15 protein-coding genes and 1 pseudogene are annotated in these 18,087 nt (G+C 59.8%); 6 read left to right on the forward strand and 10 right to left on the reverse strand.

Going from position 1 to position 18,087, the window contains the following annotated elements; genetic code table 11:
• Positions 1-77: 77 nt before the first annotated feature.
• Both O4H62_RS22385 and O4H62_RS22390 read left to right on the forward strand, forming a co-directional pair.
• Positions 78-1,382 (forward strand): NAD(P)/FAD-dependent oxidoreductase, encoded by a 1,305-nt coding sequence (locus O4H62_RS22385; RefSeq protein WP_269391081.1) that lies wholly within the window; start codon positions 78-80, stop codon positions 1,380-1,382.
• 18 nt (positions 1,383-1,400) lie between these two features.
• A complete protein-coding gene (locus O4H62_RS22390) occupies positions 1,401-2,144 on the forward strand; it encodes an SDR family oxidoreductase (protein WP_269391082.1) in 744 nt (247 codons plus the stop codon).
• A gap of 100 nt (positions 2,145-2,244) precedes the next feature.
• Here the strand turns inward: O4H62_RS22390 and O4H62_RS22395 are convergent, their stop codons facing one another.
• The 7 genes from O4H62_RS22395 to betB all read right to left on the reverse strand — a co-directional run bounded on the left by O4H62_RS22395 (position 2,245) and on the right by betB (position 10,415).
• Positions 2,245-2,424 carry a hypothetical protein gene (locus tag O4H62_RS22395; protein ID WP_269391083.1) on the reverse strand — a complete coding sequence of 60 codons (180 nt, stop codon included), beginning with the start codon at positions 2,422-2,424 and terminating at the stop codon, positions 2,245-2,247.
• 116 nt (positions 2,425-2,540) lie between these two features.
• Positions 2,541-3,143: a transcriptional regulator BetI gene (gene betI / locus O4H62_RS22400; RefSeq protein WP_269391084.1), complete on the reverse strand. Its 603-nt coding sequence runs from the start codon at positions 3,141-3,143 to the stop codon at positions 2,541-2,543.
• Positions 3,144-3,224: 81 nt separating this feature from the next.
• Positions 3,225-5,306, reverse strand: coding sequence for an ABC transporter permease (locus O4H62_RS22405; RefSeq protein WP_269391085.1), 2,082 nt, complete (start codon positions 5,304-5,306; stop codon positions 3,225-3,227).
• A complete protein-coding gene (locus O4H62_RS22410; RefSeq protein WP_269391086.1) occupies positions 5,303-6,172 on the reverse strand; it encodes a quaternary amine ABC transporter ATP-binding protein in 870 nt (289 codons plus the stop codon). Before O4H62_RS22410 ends, O4H62_RS22405 begins: the two co-directional genes overlap by 4 nt.
• Positions 6,173-6,240: 68 nt before the next feature.
• Positions 6,241-7,209, reverse strand: coding sequence for an ABC transporter substrate-binding protein (locus tag O4H62_RS22415; protein ID WP_269391087.1), 969 nt, complete (start codon positions 7,207-7,209; stop codon positions 6,241-6,243).
• Positions 7,210-7,263: 54 nt separating this feature from the next.
• Positions 7,264-8,913, reverse strand: a complete 1,650-nt coding sequence (gene betA, locus O4H62_RS22420; RefSeq protein ID WP_269391088.1) for a choline dehydrogenase — start codon at positions 8,911-8,913, stop codon at positions 7,264-7,266.
• A 35-nt stretch (positions 8,914-8,948) separates the two neighbouring features.
• Positions 8,949-10,415 carry a betaine-aldehyde dehydrogenase gene (betB, locus tag O4H62_RS22425; protein WP_269391089.1) on the reverse strand — a complete coding sequence of 489 codons (1,467 nt, stop codon included), beginning with the start codon at positions 10,413-10,415 and terminating at the stop codon, positions 8,949-8,951.
• 186 nt (positions 10,416-10,601) lie between these two features.
• Here betB and O4H62_RS22430 point away from each other — a divergent pair, with 186 nt between their 5' ends.
• Complete coding sequence (locus O4H62_RS22430; RefSeq protein WP_269391090.1) at positions 10,602-11,513, forward strand: NAD(P)-dependent oxidoreductase; 912 nt, start codon at positions 10,602-10,604, stop codon at positions 11,511-11,513.
• A gap of 1,111 nt (positions 11,514-12,624) precedes the next feature.
• Here O4H62_RS22430 and O4H62_RS22445 read toward each other — a convergent pair.
• Both O4H62_RS22445 and O4H62_RS22450 read right to left on the reverse strand, forming a co-directional pair.
• A complete protein-coding gene (locus O4H62_RS22445; protein ID WP_269391091.1) occupies positions 12,625-13,845 on the reverse strand; it encodes an MFS transporter in 1,221 nt (406 codons plus the stop codon).
• A 55-nt stretch (positions 13,846-13,900) separates the two neighbouring features.
• Complete coding sequence (locus O4H62_RS22450) at positions 13,901-14,548, reverse strand: TetR/AcrR family transcriptional regulator (protein WP_269391092.1); 648 nt, start codon at positions 14,546-14,548, stop codon at positions 13,901-13,903.
• Positions 14,549-14,730: 182 nt separating this feature from the next.
• Here O4H62_RS22450 and O4H62_RS22455 point away from each other — a divergent pair, with 182 nt between their 5' ends.
• The gene (locus O4H62_RS22455) at positions 14,731-15,351 is read left to right on the forward strand and encodes a LysE family translocator (RefSeq protein WP_269391093.1); all 621 of its coding nucleotides are present in this window, start codon (positions 14,731-14,733) and stop codon (positions 15,349-15,351) included.
• Between the two features lie 77 nt (positions 15,352-15,428).
• On the opposite strand, the pseudogene O4H62_RS26555 reads toward O4H62_RS22455, so the two are convergent.
• A pseudogene (locus tag O4H62_RS26555) lies at positions 15,429-15,809 on the reverse strand (IS6 family transposase); the annotation flags it as partial.
• Positions 15,810-16,272: 463 nt separating this feature from the next.
• On the opposite strand from O4H62_RS26555, the gene O4H62_RS22470 reads away from it, so the two are divergent.
• Both O4H62_RS22470 and O4H62_RS22475 read left to right on the forward strand, forming a co-directional pair.
• The gene (locus O4H62_RS22470; protein ID WP_269391095.1) at positions 16,273-16,884 is read left to right on the forward strand and encodes a TetR/AcrR family transcriptional regulator; all 612 of its coding nucleotides are present in this window, start codon (positions 16,273-16,275) and stop codon (positions 16,882-16,884) included.
• 42 nt (positions 16,885-16,926) lie between these two features.
• A complete protein-coding gene (locus tag O4H62_RS22475) occupies positions 16,927-18,078 on the forward strand; it encodes an ABC transporter substrate-binding protein (protein WP_269391096.1) in 1,152 nt (383 codons plus the stop codon).
• Positions 18,079-18,087: the final 9 nt, after the last annotated feature.

Genomic DNA, 18,087 nt, shown 5'->3' on the forward strand with positions numbered 1-18,087 from the left:
CGATGCGTTGTTTGAAATTTTGATATATCATGCAACAGAAAGGGCGCGCCGCGCCCTGCCACAGGAAAGACCACGGAATGGTGAACATCGATGCGACCATGCGGGGCGTGCATTGGGCCGCGATAAGTAAGGAAGCGCCATTCACCGAGGACAGTTCGAACCAGAAGGCCGAGTACGACATCGCCGTAGTTGGCGGTGGGTTCTGCGGTCTTTCCATCGCGCTGCACGCCGCCAGTGCGGGCCGGTCTGTCGTGCTGCTCGAAGCTGGGACCATCGGCTGCGGCGCCTCGGGCCGAAACGGCGGCATCGTGGTGCCGCATTTTCCCGGCGCGATGACTGCCGACGATGTTGTTCAGGTTTTGGGCCGGGAGCGCGGGGAACGTCTGGCCAAACTTGTGGCCGACGGGCCGGGCTTCGTCTTCGATCAGATCCGGGAATTGGGTATTGCTTGCGATGGGGAGCAGAACGGCTGGCTCCAGCCGGCCCATTCCGAGAAGTCCCTCGCAAAGGTCAGGCGGGTGCATGAATCCTGGGTCGCGCGGGGCGTTGATGCCGAGTGGATCGATGCACAAGGTGTGGCCGAGATGACCGGAGCCAGCGGTTATCTGGGTGGCTGGCATCGAAAGAGCGGTGGCACTGTCAATCCCTACGCACTCGCCCAAGGGCTTGCCCGCGTGGCGCGGGAGCGCGGTGCCGATATTCGCCAACACGTTGTTGTCGGAAGTATCCTAAAGGACGGCGCGGCGCAGGTTCTGAGCACTTCTGTAGGGGAGTTTCGGGCCAGAAAGGTGGTGATTGCGACGAACGCCCACACGCCATCGCTCTATCCAGGCCTCGCCCAATCGGTAATCCCGGTTCTCCTTTTTCACGGCTTCACGCGGCCGCTCGACGATGCGGAGAAACGCACGGTCCTGCCCACGCGCGTTTGTTTCACCGATTTGAGGAAGTCCGGCGGTTTCTCGAGATTGAGCTCTGACGACCGGGTAATCATCGGTGGCGCGATTTTCAGGCCGTCCAACCATCGGGCTTACAGCGAGTGGCATAGTGCGCGCCGGCTCGCCGAGTTGTTCCCGCATCTCGGTGGCATCCACGTGGAAAGTTTCTGGGAAGGCTGGTGCGCCCTTACCGATGCCTATCTGCCGGCCATTCAGCGATTGGAGCCGAACGTCTATTCGGTCATCGGCTTTTCCACCCGCGGCGTCGCCCTTGCGCAGACACTGGGCCGGGAGTTCGCGCAGTTCCTGTGCGAAAACAAGACCGAAACGGAGATGCCGGTTCGCGTCGGGCCAGTTCTTCCCATTTCAATGCAGCCGATCAAGGCTTTCCTCGGCGGCTTTGCATTCCCAGCCTATCAATTGCGCGATGCATTGCGCCTGACCTAACACAAGAGGAGAGACAGTATGAGCCATATGGAGGGCAAGACCGCTGTTATACTTGGCGGCACGGGCGGGATCGGCAGCGCGGTTACGCGGCGGCTTGCCGCGGCAGGCTGCAAGGTCATCTCCGCCTCGGTGGATGCGGAGGAAAAGCGATCCGCCCTTGAAGCGGAGACGGGTGCCATCTGCGCCTATCTCGACGTGCGGGACCGCGAGGCGGTTGTCTCGATGCTCCGACCGCTGGCTCCAGATTACCTCGTGCTCGCCCATGGCGCGCTTGGACGCACCGGGACCCTCTTCGACCAGCCAGCAGAGAGCGCCCGGCGTCTGGTCGATGTAAATATCCTGGGTGTGCAAAACTGTCTTGAAGCCGTCGTTCCCGCGATGATCGCGCGCAATGACGGACATGTCGTGATGATCGGTTCGGTCGCCCTGTATCCGAGCGTCGGCCAGCCGATCTATTCGGCCACCAAGGCCGCTGTCCACTCGATGGCGAGGAACCTGCGCATGGAACTCTTCCCCCATCGCGTCCGCGTTACGGAAATTCGCCCTGGGCGCGTCTCGTCAGGCATGCATGCCGAAATGTTCGAAGGTGGCTACGAAGAAGCAAAGCGCCGACTATATGATCCAGTCCATTGCCTTACGCCGGATGAAATCGCCGAAGGCATCATCTGGGCCCTTTCCAAACCGGCGCATCTTTGCGTGGCCGAACTCGAAATCCTTGCCACCGAGCACGTCATTGGCGGCGTCAGATACAACGGTATTTGAATAATGGGATGGTGCCGTCCTCTCCAATTCGTTGCTTTCGGCAGCACGATCTTGACACATTGCGTTGCCATTGGGAGAGGGTGGCAACCATCCCACTTATTCACCCCAATATGACGACGGCGCTCTGCAGCGCCGACACGATCTTCTTGCCATCGTCGATGGACAATCCGATGTCGCCGTAGAAAAGGTTCTTTGAGCTCTTGTCGCTGCGGGCGTCCTTTCGGCACGTGTCGCCAGGTTCGTTCCTGCCCTCAATCATGATCGTCCGTTCCACCGCCATCGCTTTGTCCCCGATCAAAACGATTGTGATGGACTGATCGAGCCTGACAACCCGTATCCGGCCCCAGAGAAATTCCGGTCCCGTGAGATAAGCAGGACGCGAGACACTTTCGTAGATCAGCGAGCATCGAGCCCGCTTGGCTCGTCGCTGCAGGTGCTTTTCACAAAAGCCAGAACCATGTTGTATGCATCTTCATCGGTCAGAGTTGCATTTCTCTGCGCCTTCTTAACCCAGAAGCCATCGACCATGGCAACCGTCTGTTGAACGAGAGACCGAGCTTCATCCCGGCCTTTGAGTTTGACGAACTCACGAGTCAGATTCTGCTCGAACCGCCGTCTGTTGACATGTTCGAGACGCGCCAACTCGCTCGAATGCGGCGCCTGAGCCCAGAAATGCAGCCAGGTTATGCAAATATCGGTTCTGAAAATATCGGGGTGGAAATTGCTCCGCAGGATCGCTGCCAGCCTTTCGGCGGGTGAATCCGCCTCATTGAGGCTGGCGACCATCTTCCGGCGGATATCGCGCAGGAGGCTGCGCATGGCTTCCTCAAGAAGGTTCTGCTTTCCGCCGAAATAATAATGGATATTGCCGGTGGACAGCCCGGCATCGGCGCAAATCCGGGCAACCGTGGTGTCTTGATAGCCGTATTTGTGAATGCAGTTGAGTGTGGCTTCCACTATTTTCTGCCTTCGGTCGGCGTCTATTGGCTTTCTGCCCATCTCGTATTCAATCCGCTTCTGCCGTTGTCCGATAATGGCTTTGCAAACACCAGGTCCTGTAGACAATTATGGCCACAGGACCTAAAGGCCAAGTGCCTGCTTGCTGCTCCGGCTCATGCCCTGGAGTATGCGATCCGTGGTGATCGCCACCAGCGCAATGGAGAGGCCTGCGATCAGTCCAAGCCCGCTGTCAGCCTTGCCCAGAGCGACATAGACCTGCTGGCCAAGCCCCCGCGTACCCACCAAGGCGGCGATGACGAGCATGGACAGCGCGCAGATCACCGTCTGGTTCAAACCTAGCATGATTTCCGGCACAGCCTGGGGCATTTTCACCCACCACAAAAGTTGACCCTCGGTGCAGCCCGCCGCACGGCCCGCTTCGACACTGGCGACCGGCACCGACCGCAAGCCATGTTCCGTGTAACGGATCGCCGGAACCAGCGCATAGGCGATCACGACAATCAGCGCGGTAAACTCGCCAACCTGGAACAGCATCAGGAACGGGATCAGATAAACGAATTGCGGCATGGTCTGAAGCGTGTCGTTGACCGGGCGGATCGCTTTCGAAACCCATTCCACCTCCGCTGCGACGGTGCCGATCGCCATGCCGAGAGGGAAGGCGAGCAGGATCGCCGCACCGCACAATGCAGCCGAGAACATGGCTGGTTCCCACAGTCCATTCAAGAGGATGAAGATCATTGTTGCCAAGGCGAGCGCCGCGGTTCCGGCCCCGCCCGCGGCGTAGGCGAGCATCGCGATCGTGCAGACGAACACCGGCCAGGGAATGCCAATCGTACCATAGTAGAAAAGCACTCCCCAAATGGCAATGAAGATGGCGCCGGTACGGGAGCCGGAGCCGAGCGCCAGCGCAGACCCGGCGGCTATCAAGCCCGCGTAGGCGATACGCAATGCCGGCGTGAACTCGATACCCCAACTGTAGGGGCTGACAGCCTGATCCAGCCCGATCCGCAAAGGCAGAAGGAAGAAGAACAGCCCCGCCCGTTTGAGGCTTTCGAGCGCGCCTGATGTGCTGGCGATAAATGTATCGAGGGCGGTGGTAATCTGCCCGGTGAAGTCCCAGACCCATTCCCGCGGATAATAATGCAGCTGCTCGATGAACAACGAGGGCGGCAAGATGATCACGATCACAGCAAGAGCCGCCAGTCCATGGGGATGCCGCCATCTACCGGGGCGCGCATCCGCCGGCGCCGCGGTTTCCGTTTTGGCAAAGTTCAGACTGATCCGGTCTATCAGCATAGCCATCAGCGCAATCACCAGACCGGCGATCAGGCTCGGTCCGAATTGTGCCTTGCGCATCGTGTTCAGCACCGCCCAGCCGACATCATCCGATCCACCGATAATCGCCGCGATGATAACCATGGACAGTGCCGCCATCGTCGTCTGGTTCATGCCGATCTTCATCTGCGGCAACGCGGCCGGGATTTGAACCCACCAAAGCAGCTGGCGGCGATTGCAGCCGCAGATCAATCCTGCCTCAGAAATCTCGGGCGGGACCCTTTGAAGGCCGAGTATCGTGTTGCGAACCATCGGCGGTATCGAAAAGATCATGCTGGCGATAAGGCCGACAACGGGACCGAACCCGAACAGCAGCAGGATGGGAATGAGATAGGCGAAGGCCGGAAGCGTCTGCATCACGTCAAGCAGTGGCTGCATCACCGAATTCAACCATTTGTATCGATAGCACAGAATGCCGGCCTGGACGCCAAGAACAACCGACAGCGGCACTGCCACGCCGACAAGGGCGAGCGTATTCATGGAACGCTCCCAGTATCCGGTCACCGCCACATAGGCGAGCGACACCACCGTGAAGACCGCCAGTGGCAGGCCGCCGGCCCGGTGAGCGACAATAACAAACAAGCAAAATGCAACCGGCCACGGCGTCCAGGCCAGAACGCCGCGCGTCACGTTCAGCAGGAATCCCAGGATGGTGCTGACGACGTGCAGCGGTCCGGATAGCTTTGGCACGAGCCAGTTCATTGCGGTGTTGACCTGGTCGGCGATCCCGAACGTCCACTCCTTGGGAAAGCTGCCGATCCACTCACTGGTATTGGCCTGCCGAAAACAGATCACGCAGATCGCAACGCAGATCACCCAGAAAGCCCCCGACCGGAGCCCGCGCCAATCGCCTGTGGACGCTCTCACTTGAGGTCCGCCCCGGCAGCGCCGCGGATCATCAGGCCCTCGCGTGCATCGCGGGTGAACTCCTCGACATACTCATTGGCCGGGTTTTCAAGGATTTCGCGGGGCGCGCCGATTTGAACGATCTCCCCGCCTTTCATGATCGCGATGCGGTCGGCCAGGCGCACTGCCTCGGAAATATCATGGGTCACGAAGATGATTGTCTTGTGCAGCGACGATTGCAGATGAAGAAACTGGTTCTGCATTTGCCGCCGGATCAGTGGGTCGAGTGCGGAAAAAGGCTCATCGAGAAACCAGATATCAGGATTGCCCGCCAATGAGCGCGCAATGCCGACCCGCTGCTGCTGTCCACCGGAGAGCTGGCGCGGATAGGAATTTTCTCGCCCGTCCAGTTCCACCAGACGCATCATGTCACGCGCGCGCTCATTGCGTTCAGTCAGCTCGATGCCCTGCACCCTGAGCGGAAAGGCGATGTTTTCAAGAACGGTGAGGTGCGGCATCAGACCGAAATTTTGAAACACCATCCCCATCTTGTGGCGGCGGAATTCAATCAGTTCGCGGGGCGATTTGGCCGTGAAGTCTTCGCCGTCGATCAGGATCTCGCCCATGGTCGGCTCCACAAGGCGGGACAGGCAGCGCAGCGCCGTGGACTTTCCGGAGCCCGACAATCCCATGAGGATAAAGATCTCGCCCCGCATCACGTCAAAGCTGACATTGGCGCAGGCCGCCAGGCCATGCAACTGCCGGACACGCTCCATCACGGCAATTGTGTTGCCGGAACCGGCTCCGGACCGGGTCGCCTCAAGAGCATCGTGCGGACCGTAGGTCTTCCAAAGATTGCGGCATGACAGTTTGACGCTGGTGTTCATGATTTACCTGACACTCCCCGCATAAGACGACGACTGGCCGCAGCCGCGGCCAGTCGTCAATTCCCGCGTTACTGTTTCATGGCCGCGTCGATCCAACCCTGCCAGCGTGCCTGGTTGACATCCATCCAGGCCGCAAGGACGGTGTCGATGTCCTTGCCTTCGGAATCGATGTCACGCATCCAGGCAATCTCGTCGGTGTTGGTGATCGTCATCTGCTCGAGCAGACGATAGGCCGCCGGCCACTCCTTCTTCATTCCAACCCAGGCAAGTTTCATGATTTCACCGCGCTGCCAGTCGCAGTCATAAACCGCATCCGGATTGATGCCCACTTTCGGATCGTCATAGCAGCCTTCCTGATAGGGCGGCAAAGCGACAGGGGTGAGTTCGGCGACCGCGTGCACCCAGTGCGGCGACCAGAACATGACGAGCAACGGACGGCCGCTCTTCTCGGCGCTGGTGATCTCGGCAACCAATGCGCCTTCACTGCCCGCGGGAATGGAAACCAGCGGCAAATCCAGCGCCTTGATGCGATCCGCATTGGTCGTGCCCCAATCGGCGGGATAGTCGAGCAGCCGCCCGGTCGGGAAAGTTTCGGGAACTGCCAATGCCTGGGCGCAATCCTTCAACGCCGTCCAGTCCGGCAACCCGGGGCAGGCCTCGCCCGCAGCCTTGTTGTAGTACCAGGTCTCGACAGGATCGAGACCGAGCGCGCCGATCTTCTCCACATTCCCGGACGCCATGGCCTTGGGATAATGCTCGCCGGTGTTTGAACTCCAGACTTCAAGTGAAGCGGTTATCGTTCCGTCTGGAATGGCAAGGAACTGCGTGTAGGTGCCGGAGGTCACAAATTCGACGGTGTAGCCCATCTTCTCCAGAAGCTTGGCTGCGATTTTTGTCACAGCCTGCTGCCCGGTCCATTCCAGCATGGCCAGCTTGATAGGGCTCGTGCTTTCCGGCACGGCGGGCGCCGCCAGGGATGGCGTCGTCGCCAGCGCCATCGTCAGCGCCGTTGCAAGTCCAAGAATTCGGTGTTTCATCAAATTTCTCCTATTTCCGTATCAGTTCCGATGGTTATCCACTTTCTTGCAGTTTCAGTTGTATCGCAGCCCCGTTTGAGTTTCGGGGGAGAATACGGCCACATGTTCAGGCGGAAGCGGGCTTCTGCCTCGTATGGCATCGGCGATCTTTTCGGCGATCATGATGGTCGGCGCATTGGTGTTGCCGCTGACAATATCGGGCATGATCGAAGCATCGACCACGCGGAGCCCTTCAACTCCGCGCACCCGGGCTTGTTCGTCCACCACCGACCTCGGATCCATTCCCATCCGGCAGGATCCCACCGGATGATAGGCGCTTTCCACGCGGCGCCGGATGAAGGCATCGATCTCCTCGTCGCCGACGATGTCCGCTCCCGGTTGCAATTCCCGCCCGCGATAGGGATCGAAGGCCGGTTGGCCAATGATGTCGCGCGTCAGGCGGATACCCGCGCGGAATTCCATGCGGTCTTCCTCCGCCTCCAGATAGTTGAAGAGGATCCCGGGCACGGCCAGAGGGTCCCGGCTCTTGAGCGACACACGCCCTCGGCTCTTTGGCCGCATCGGTCCGACATGCGCCTGGAAACCGTGTGACCTGACCGGGTTCTTGCCGTCATAATCCACGGCGACCGGCAGGAAATGAAATTGCAGGTCCGGATGTTGGGACCGATCCGACAGTCTCGCAAATCCGCCGGTCTCGAATTGGCAGGACGCCCCCGGTCCGCTCCGCCGGAGCAGCCACTCGATCCCGACCCTGAGCTTGCCCAGGGGCCGCGTCAACGGATAGATCGATACCGGCTGCGTGCATTCATGCTGCACATAGACCTCAAGGTGGTCCTGCAGATTTCGCCCGACATCGGGGGAATCGACGCGCACGGCAATCCCGTTTTCAAGCAGATGATCCGCGGGTCCGATTCCGGACAGCATCAGCAGTTGAGGCGAGTTGATTGTGCCGCCGCACAGGATGATCTCGCGCCGCGCGGTTGCCCGACGGGCGTTGCGTCCGACTAGGAAATCGACGCCAGCGGCTCGCCCCTCCTCAAACCGCAGACCGGTCGCATGTGCGCGGGTGACCACCTCAAGATTCTGGCGTTTCATGGCCGGGCGCAGAAAAGCGCGCGCCGTACTCTCGCGCACACCATCGCGAATGGTCATGTCCATCGGGCCGGCGCCTTCCTGCCGGAACCCGTTCTGGTCATCGGTAAAACCAAGCCCCGCCTGCCGGCCGGCTGCGAGCCAGGCCTTGTGTAGCGGATTGGCCATTGCTTCGCGGTGAACGGCGAGTGACCCACCTTCGGCATGATAGGCATCCGCACCCAACTCACGGTGCTCGGAGCGCTTGAAATAGGGAAGCACGCTGGCATAGTCCCAGCCGCTCAGCCCATATGAGGCCCAGCGGTCGTAGTCATTTGCATGGCCGCGCACATAGGCCATGCCGTTGATGGATGAGCTGCCACCCAGAACACGGCCGCGCGGGCAATACATCCGCCGGCCGTCGAGATAAGGCTCAGGCTCGCTCCAATAGGCCCAGTTGAAGCGCGTGCCTGAAAGCGGGTAGGCGAGCGCTGCCGGCATGGAAAGGAAAATGGAGCGGTCCTTGCCGCCTGCTTCCAGCAGCAGAACGGTAAACTTGCCGTCTTCACTCAGGCGATTTGCGAGTACGCATCCGGCGGAACCGGCGCCGACAATGATGTAGTCAAACTGCATCCGGTTCCGTTCCCCGTTTCATCCACGCCGCAGGCTCATGCAAAGGCATCGGCTATGTCCCCGGTGCGCACGAACACGCTTTTCAGCTGCGTGTAGTGGTCAATGACGGCCTTGCCGTTTTCCCGGCCGAGACCGGATGCCTTGTAGCCCCCGAACGGCATCGAAATCGGCAGATCATGATAGGAATTGATCCAGCAGGTTCCCGCCTGAAGTCTTGCCACCACACGATGCGCGCGCGAGATGTCACGCGTGAAGACACCTGCGGCAAGACCGTAGGGTGTCGCATTGGCGCGAGCGATCACCTCGTCTTCGGTGTCGAACGGCAGCACAGACATGACCGGGCCGAAAATTTCTTCCCTGACATGCGCCATTTGATCTTCCGAGTCTGCAAAGACCGTCGGTTCGACAAAATAGCCATCCGCCAATGCGGGATCGGCAGGCCTGCCGCCGCCACAGACCAGCCGGGCGCCGGAGGCCTTCGCGGCCTGGATGTAAGCCATGACCTTTTCAAAATGCTCGGAGGAAATCAGAGCGCCGACCCGGGTTTCGGGATCCATGGGCGCGCCGATCCGCAAGCCGCGCGTTCGAACAGCCAGTTGCTCCAGGAAGGGCTCGTAGAGGCCCCGTTGGACAAAGACGCGCGTCCCGTTCGCACAGATTTCCCCCTGGGTGAGGAAATTGGCCAGCATCGCCGCGCGGACGGCGATTTCCACATCGGTATCGTCGAAAATGATCAGTGGCGACTTTCCACCAAGTTCGAGCGTAACCTCCTTGAGCGATGACGCCGCGCCCGCCATGACCTTCTTGCCGGTCGAAGCCTCGCCGGTGAGCGACACCTTGCCAATATCCGGATGCGCAGTCAGCATCGCCCCGACGCGGCCATCGCCCTGAACCACGTTGAAGACGCCATCCGGGACACCTGCCTCGGTGTAGATCTCGGCCAGTTTGGGGGTGCTCAACGGTGTCACTTCCGAGGGTTTGAACACCATGGCATTGCCGCAGGCGAGCGCCGGCGCCGACTTCCACATCGCGATCTGGATCGGATAGTTCCAGGCGCCTATGCCGGCGCAAACCCCGATCGGCTCGCGTCGTGTGTAGGCGAAGTTTTCTCCGTAGTTCAGGTACTCGCCGCTGATCGAGGGGGAGACTCCTGCAAAATACTCGATGCACTCAACACCGGTAACGATGTCGACGGTTTCTGCTTCCCGAATGGGTTTTCCGGTGTCCAGAACCTCGAGTTCCGCCAGTTCCCGGTTGCGCTGGCGCAAAATGGCCGCGGCGCGCATCATGATGCGCGCACGCTCCTCGGCCGCCATCGCTGCCCAGATCTTCTGGCCGCGAATGGCGGACGCCACGGCATGGTCAACATCGGCCTGAGACGCCGACTGGACTGAACAGATCACCTTGCCGGTCGCGGGGTTGATCGTCTCGAAGGTTTCTCCTGAAGTGGCGTCCGCATACCGTCCATCGATATACAGTTTCTGAACAGCCATTCCGCTCATTGCCGTTTCCCCCGAGCATCACGTTGCGGCGGGCCACGAGCCCATCCTTGAGGACAGGATAAGCAATTCTTGCACGTTCATGCAAACTTTTTCTTGCACAGTTGTGCAATTCACATATCTTGCCCTCGATCTCGGCTCCGGAAACACTCCCGGACGCCCTTCATTCGCAACAGGGAAACGGACGACATGCGTATCGGATTTATCGGACTTGGAACCATGGGAGGGGCGGCATCCCTGAACCTTATCAAGGGCGGGCATGAGTTGACCGTCTGCGATCTTGATCGCGAGCGCGCCGTGGAGCACATCGTGCTCGGCGCTAAATGGGCCGATACCCCGGCCGAGGCCGTCAAGGGCGCGGATGTCGTCTACACGATGGTGTTCGGCCCCAGGCAAATTGAAGCGGTCGTTCGGGGCGAGAACGGAATCCTGTCCGCGATCGGACCGGGCCAGGTCTGGATCGACATGACCACCAACGATCCCGAACTCGCCAGGGCGCTGGCGCGTGATGTCGAAGCCAAAGGCGGCCGGGCCATCGATGCGCCGGTGACCGGCGCCGTGGACGGCGCCCGTAATGGCGACATGACGCAATTCGCCGGTGGGGACGAGGCCACCGTCGAGCGGCTGCGCCCGATGATGGAACTCATGGGTCCGGTCCACTACATGGGGCCGAACGGGACCGGCTGCATCACCAAACTGGCCAGCAATCAATTGTGGGCCATTCATGCCACCGCGATGGGTGAGGCTCTTGTCATGGCGGTGAAATCGGGCGTCGACCTGGCAAGGGCATGGGAAGCGCTGAAGATAGGCGCTTCAAACAGCTGGTGCATGCATCATGACGCGCCATCCGTGTTCCAGGGTCACTACGACCCCTCCTTCACGCTGGATCTTTGCATGAAGGACCTGGGCCTGATTGTCGGCGCCTGCGATGCGGCGCAAACCGAAGCCAGCGTCACACGGCTGGTGCACGACCGGTTCCGAAAGGCTCACGAGACCTATGGCGGCGACAAGGGTGAACTCCATGTCGTCAAGCTCGAGGAAGATGCCGCCGGACTGGCATTGCGGATGGACGGCGACTGGGTCCCGCATTGGCAGAAGTAGACGAGACCGCATGAGGGAATTGTCATGTCTGGATGGCGCAATAGAAGATGAATGTCATAGTCGAGTCGGTCGGCAAAGACAGCGTCGGGAAATCGCAGTCACCGAACGCATTTTAGAGAGAGCGCGGACCGATGACTTCGGCCTGTCCCTGGAGGAAAGCAAGGCAATGCAACGCCGCCTGCGACAGGAGTCTACGCAAGTTTGAGGTCGATCAGGCCAGCCAGCACGATCGGAAATGTCACGACTCGACCGTCTTCACCCTGCTTCAGAATGAACCCTTCCGGGCGTCCGAAAACTTCGATGCTTTCATCGCTTCCAGCCTGGAATTTGCGGCGGAAAACTCCACTCAAAAACGATCCAGTTTTCTGGGATCAGAGCAGCAACTCCAGCCTATCGCTTGCTGATCAACTCCACGCTCTGGCCGATGCCTTCTGAGCGCATATCCGAAACGGCTCTCTCTGCCATATCAAAAATCTGCAACAGAACCCAATCAGATCCGCCCCCGTCAAAGGCTTGATGCAAGACAGCGTTCGAACGCAGGTTCAATTTGCTCGAAGCAATGCCTTGCGGGAACGGCGGTCTCCATTCATGCCTCGCCAGAAAGACACGCCCCGAAGACTGTACAGACTGGCGGCGATGAGAGTCGCTCCGCCCACCAGCCAGTACTGCCAGGCATTGCTGAGATTGAGGAAGGTCGTTGCGCTCATGAGCGTCTGGACCATCAGGGCGCCTGCAAACACGGCGAAGAACGAACCGCGTCCGCCGGACAGGGTTCTTCCTCATATGTGGAACGGCCCGGTTTAATGGAAAGTCATACCGCTCGACGAACGTTCGCCGACCGTCTGCCGGCGGCGCCTGATTCATATGTGCGCCGGACGGGAAGGGTCGAAGAGATCGTCGGCCTGCTCTGCCATAGCGCCGGTGACCGTCCTGGCGAGCATTTGATGCAGCAGCTCGGCATGCCTGCGGCGGCTGAAGCGGGATGGGCTGCCCCGCGACGCAAGACGAGAGGAGGCCAGCAGGCAGATAGACGACCGGCTTGTATGGCAGGCAGCTACCGGCTGCGCCAAACGAGCTTTGGCTGAAACCGCAATGTGTCGATAGAAGGGCGTCATCGGGCCGCGTTTTCGTGCCCGCCCATTCCTCGCTCACCAGCCGAAAGCTGTAGTGCCACTGCGATCATTCCAACGACAATCATTGCGAGCCAACTGATCGAATAGTCGCCGCTGAATTGGTAGCTCAGCCCGCCAAGCCAGGCGCCCAGAAAGGCACCGACCTGATGGCTGAGGAACATCACTCCGAACAGCGTGCCGAAATTTGCAGGACCGAACAGGCCGTTGATGATTCCGCTGACTGGAGGCACGACGCTAAGCCACAGAAAGCCCATCGCGGCGGCGAAGACGAGCGTGCTCTCGACGGTGACAGGCAGGGCGAAGAACAGCGCGATCGACAGGGTGCGCAGCAGATAGATCATTGCCAGCACAAGCCCGTTTCCCAAGCGTTGGCAAAGGTATCCCGCAAGCAGCGTACCGAAGGCATTGCATATGCCGATCAAGGCTAGCGCATTGGCACCGACGGACGGAGGCAGACCGCAGATAGCGATAAAGTTTGGCAGATGGGTAGCAATGAAGATCAGCTGGAATCCGCAGGCAAAGAAGGCCAGGGTCGTGATGACAAAGCTGCGGTTCGACAGGGCTTCGACAATTGCGCGGCGGGCATCGGGGCGGGGCGGCTCGCCTTCGGACGGTGGCGCACCGCGGCGAAACAGCAGGGCCATCGCCGTCATTGAGGCCGCCAGCAGCGCGAGTCCGCCCAGTGCGGCCTGCCAATTCCACCGCTCTATTGTGGCTTGAGTTGCCGGCGCGACGATAAAGGTTCCGAGCGATCCGACCGCGGCGAGTATCGATACAGCCGTGGCCCGGATCGCAGGGGAGGCGAGCCGCGAGATGATGCCGACAAGCACGCCGTGTGATGTTGCCGCCACCGCAAGTCCGATGAAAAGTCCGCTGCCGATGTAAAGGCCGATTAGGCTGCCCGAGAGCATCATTGCCAGACCGGCGCAGTAGAGGACGGCGGCGCCGGCCACGACGAGCCGCCCGCCATACCGGTCGCAGAGCGCGCCCATGAAGGGTTGGCCTATCCCCCAAGCCAGGTTCTGTAACGCCATCGCGAAGCCGAAGGTCGCAACAGTGACCGCACCGCCGCGCACCATCGGTTCCATCAGGAGGCCAAGGCTTTGTCGAAGTCCCATCGATAGCGATAAGATCGTCCCTGCCGCCACCAATGAGATCAAAAGAGCGGGTGTCCAAGTACCGCTGGTTCGTTCTGCCATCTGATGTCCCCCCGCCGAAAATGCCGAGCTTAGGGATCTGCGGGCAAGAAGACATTCACTTGTGGGTAAACTGATGCCCGCTGGCCTCAACGGCGGCTTCAGGCTGCGAGACGGTTTTCGTGGTGCACTGGCGCTCGCCATACAGATCGTGCGCGACAAGTCGGGCGGCAGCGTCCCCGGCCGAAAGGGCGTAGGAAGTATCCCTGTTGATGAGCATATAGGCGATCGCGCCTTCTATCATCATGGCGAGATGCAGCGCCAGCGGCCGCGGGTCGCGCGCTCCACCGTCACGAAGTTCCTGTTCCAGCCAGGCGGCGAAGCGATTCTTGTGCCGTGCGGCCATCAGCACCGCCGGGTGTCCCGGTTGACCGGCCAATTCGACGGCTGCGCGGGTAAAGCCGCAGCCACGCCATTTGGGGTTTCGGGCGTGATCGGCAAGGGCGGCGAACATGCCTGCAACGCGCTCTGGCAGCGGTCGGACGGGATCGCCCAGCCAGTTGCGATACCGTTCCACCGTCGCGCTGTCGCGTGCCTCGAGATAAGCGGCGATCAGGGCATCCTTGCTCTGAAAGTGGTTATAGAGGGTGCGTTTCGTCACGCCAGCGCGCTCGGCAATCGCGTCGACGCCAACGCTGCGCAGCCCGTGTTCGTAGAACAGGGTCTCCGCTGCCGCGATGATCCGGGCTGCCGTAGCTTTGGTCATCTCGATCCACTCCCCCGGTTATCCGTTAGCCGCCTGCTTTCGGTGCGGATATGCCGCCCACGGGCAAGAAAGACGATATTGCCGCGATCCACACTGCATCTTCAACCCTGCAACTTGCAGCCGCGGCACTCTGATCTTAACCTGCCGCCTTGTTCGCCGATCTACGGCTGGAGGATATGCTTATGACGTTCACGGGATCGCTGTCACTTTTCCTGGCCATGATCGCGCTGGCAGCGTTGCCCAGTTCAAGTGTAGCACTGGTTGTCGTCCGCTCGGCAACCCATGGCGTGCGCCATGGCATTGCTACCTCACTGGGGATTGCCATGGGTGATCTTGTTTTTGTTGCCCTTGCAGTTGCGGGGCTGGCCGCAATGGCTGAGGCGATGGGGACATTGTTCGCCGTGCTGCGCTACGCCGCCGCAGCCTATCTTGTCTGGTTCGGGATCAGCCTGATCCGGAGCGAGCCTGCCGCGATAAATGGCTCCGGCGCGGGCGGTCGGCCGGGCGGCCTGTGGATCAGTTTCGCTGCCGGGATCGGGCTGACACTCGGTGATGTGAAGGCGATCCTGTTTTATGCGGCGCTGTTCCCCGTCTTTGTCGACCTGACCACTGTGACGATTGCCGATATTGCCTTGATTGCGGCCATCACGGTGATTGCAGTTGCGGGCGTCAAGATCACCTATGCGTTGACCGCGACCACCATAGCTAAGGCTTCGCAGCGATGGCCCTACCGGCGCGCAGCGCAACGGGTTGCGGGTGGTGCGATGATCGCCGCAGCCGGGGCTTTGGCCTTGAAGTCCTAAAGCCTGTTGCAGCCAGACGGAGCCATCCGACGCCAGCGAAAATGTGTCAGCGGGTGGCATCGCCTTAACCGAGCACAGCGTTTCATCCGTGCGCCTAACAGGCGCTTGGCTGCCCTTTTGTCGCGGCGCTTCTGAGAATTTTGTCCGAGAACGGTGCCATGCTGACCGACCGCGCGCCAGAGCCAGAACTTTTCTCCAGCGCACTTCACGACAACTTCGTCCAGATACCAAACATCGCCGGGTCAAGCCTGCCGTCGTCGCAGGTTGCGTGCAATCTGGGGGCCGGAATTGGCGATCCAACGACGGACCGTCACATAGGAAACGTCGATCCCACGCTCAAGCAGCATTTCCTCAACCTCACCCAGGCTCGGATTGAACCGCGGGTAAAGCCAAACTGCGTGAGCAACGATTTGCGGCGGAAAACGGCGACGCTTGAACCTGACATCTGGTGCCTGCATCGCCGAAATCCAAGCCCAACCCGAGACGTAGGCAATCGCATTCAGGTTGATGTGACAACACCCAGCCAAGCTGTCTGAGCGATCACGGCGGCTGGCAAACGGTGGGGTTTGGAGCTGACAGGGTTCAGGTTCATGATGACCAGATAACGGTTAAGCTTCAGCTGCACTTAATCTGACATCACCCTATCACCTTATCGAGCTTGTACGCACCATACAGCGGCTGATGCCAGCATCAACGCTCGCAAAATGTCGCAAATTTATCCCTGCATCAATTCCAAGCGGACTGGCAGGCCAATCATAGGCTTGGAAGATACGCCGGATTGAGGGCCCTCGACCCTGCTGGAGTTTGCAACAGAACCTCCAGCCCCTTCCCACAGCCTGCGGAAGCACAAGAAGGAGTTGACCGGAAGCCGAACACTCGATATTACTTACTAAACGACCGTTAAGTTTTAGGGAGAGAAGCTTGTCCGCCCAGGCCAAAAATGTCGAATCGAACCGTCAGAAAGGCGGAAGACGGCGCTCCGAATTACTCAAGACAGCCTGTGAGCACTTCTACGACCGCGGCTATGCAACCGCGTCAATGCGTGACATCGCGAACGAGATGGGTGTGACGCAAGCGGCGCTCTACTACCATTTCGTCAACAAGGAAGAGATCCTGTTTGCGCTGATCGAGGATTTCAACGAACGCCTCTCGGCATTGCTCGAATCCAAGCTAGACAGCGAGGGCGACAAGGTTGAGGGGCTGCGTAGCGCGATCCGTGCGCATATCCTGCTGGGCCGCTCCGATTTTCGCGAGTTCAAACTCGTGACGGAGGACAAGCAACAGCTTGGTCCAGTCCACGCTGAAGAAGTGCGTCAGCGTGAGCGGCAGATTTTCGACTTGTACAGGGACTGCATCGAAGGGCTTGTCGTTGATCGCAAGATCAAGAACCGGGACCCGTCGGTCTGTACCTTCAACATTCTTGGAATCATCAATTTTGTCTTCAAATGGTATCGCCCGAACGGGCCGATGTCTTTGGACGAAATAGCCGACCAGACCGTCGATTTTGCATTGTCTGGCTTGCTTCGAACCTAAATGCCGCGACGGACGGCACCACAATTTCAGGGAGGAAATGCAATGAATATCAAAAAACTCAGTCTCACCGCGCTGGCGCTTGGCGCGAGCATTCTGACTTACACCAGCGCTTTTGCGCAAGATGGCGCCCCGATCAGATTTGGCGCGCCACTAATCCTTAGCGGACCAGGAGCCTTCGCAGGCGAAGCTGGCAAACGCACCCTCGATGTTCTGGTAGATACTGTAAACGCCGCTGGCGGCATCAATGGCCGCCCGGTGGAGATGATCTACTACGACACGGAAGGCAAGCCGGATGTTGCCGTAAGAGTGGTCAATCGGCTGGTGAAAAGCGACCGGGTCGACGCGGTGCTTGGTCCCATAGCAAGCTGGGAGGCCGTGGCGGTAAAGCAAGCGCTCGACCGTGCTGGGGTTCCAACATTGATGCTTTCAGCCACCCGGGCTTCTGTCGATCCACAGACCGACTGCATGTTCAAGCTGCCGGCGGATGACGCTATCGTTGTGTCCAAGCTCTATGAATATCTCGTCAGTGCGGGTCTGACGAAGATCGCTGTAATTTCGACACTAGACGGGTTTGGCGACGGAGGGCATCGGGAGCTTGAGGAGCAAGCGAGTGCTGCAGGGATCGAGATTGTGTTCGACGAACGGTTTTCGATGGAGGACACAGATCTTGCTCCGCTGCTCAACAAAGTCAAACGCTCCGATGCACAGGCGCTGATCAACTGGTCATCGTCGCGTGCTCCAGTGATCGTGACCAATACCGTGCGTCAGATTGGACTTGAAATCCCGCTCATTCACAGTCACGCCGCGCTTTCGCCTGCAGTGCTTAAGGGAGCCGGCGAAAATGCTGAGGGGATGCTCGCGGCAGGTGCCAAATTTGAGGCCGCTGACAGCCTTCCCGACGACGATCCGCAGAAAGCAGTCATCCAGGAATACCGTGCTTCCTACGAGGCGGCGTTCGGCGAAGCGCCCAACCAGTTTGGGGCTGGCGCATATGACGCGTTCAAGATTCTGACCGCAGCCATCGGTCAAGTGGGCACTGAAACCAAAGCGTTGTGCCACGCTATTGAATCGACTTCGAACTACGTCGGTCTCGGTGGCATCTATACCTATTCTGAAAGTGATCACGCAGGACTTGGGACCGATAGCGTCATCGTCTACCAAGTCCGATCGGGCGCTTGGCATATCGTCAAGTAACAGGAGCTA

It is taken from the genome of Parahoeflea alexandrii, assembly GCF_027214025.1.
Lineage (GTDB): Bacteria > Pseudomonadota > Alphaproteobacteria > Rhizobiales > Rhizobiaceae > Hoeflea > Hoeflea alexandrii_A.

Coding starts and splice junctions, on each gene's coding strand:
- O4H62_RS22450 (WP_269391092.1), bottom strand. CDS start 14,548: ATGACCAAAGCTACGGCAGCCCGGATCATCGCGGCAGCGGAGACCCTG.
- betA (WP_269391088.1), bottom strand. CDS start 8,913: ATGCAGTTTGACTACATCATTGTCGGCGCCGGTTCCGCCGGATGCGTA.
- O4H62_RS22385 (WP_269391081.1), top strand. CDS start 78: ATGGTGAACATCGATGCGACCATGCGGGGCGTGCATTGGGCCGCGATA.
- O4H62_RS22455 (WP_269391093.1), top strand. CDS start 14,731: ATGACGTTCACGGGATCGCTGTCACTTTTCCTGGCCATGATCGCGCTG.
- O4H62_RS22445 (WP_269391091.1), bottom strand. CDS start 13,845: ATGGCAGAACGAACCAGCGGTACTTGGACACCCGCTCTTTTGATCTCA.
- O4H62_RS22415 (WP_269391087.1), bottom strand. CDS start 7,209: ATGAAACACCGAATTCTTGGACTTGCAACGGCGCTGACGATGGCGCTG.
- O4H62_RS22410 (WP_269391086.1), bottom strand. CDS start 6,172: ATGAACACCAGCGTCAAACTGTCATGCCGCAATCTTTGGAAGACCTAC.
- O4H62_RS22430 (WP_269391090.1), top strand. CDS start 10,602: ATGCGTATCGGATTTATCGGACTTGGAACCATGGGAGGGGCGGCATCC.
- O4H62_RS22475 (WP_269391096.1), top strand. CDS start 16,927: ATGAATATCAAAAAACTCAGTCTCACCGCGCTGGCGCTTGGCGCGAGC.
- betI (WP_269391084.1), bottom strand. CDS start 3,143: ATGGGCAGAAAGCCAATAGACGCCGACCGAAGGCAGAAAATAGTGGAA.
- O4H62_RS22395 (WP_269391083.1), bottom strand. CDS start 2,424: ATGGCGGTGGAACGGACGATCATGATTGAGGGCAGGAACGAACCTGGC.
- betB (WP_269391089.1), bottom strand. CDS start 10,415: ATGAGCGGAATGGCTGTTCAGAAACTGTATATCGATGGACGGTATGCG.
- O4H62_RS22390 (WP_269391082.1), top strand. CDS start 1,401: ATGAGCCATATGGAGGGCAAGACCGCTGTTATACTTGGCGGCACGGGC.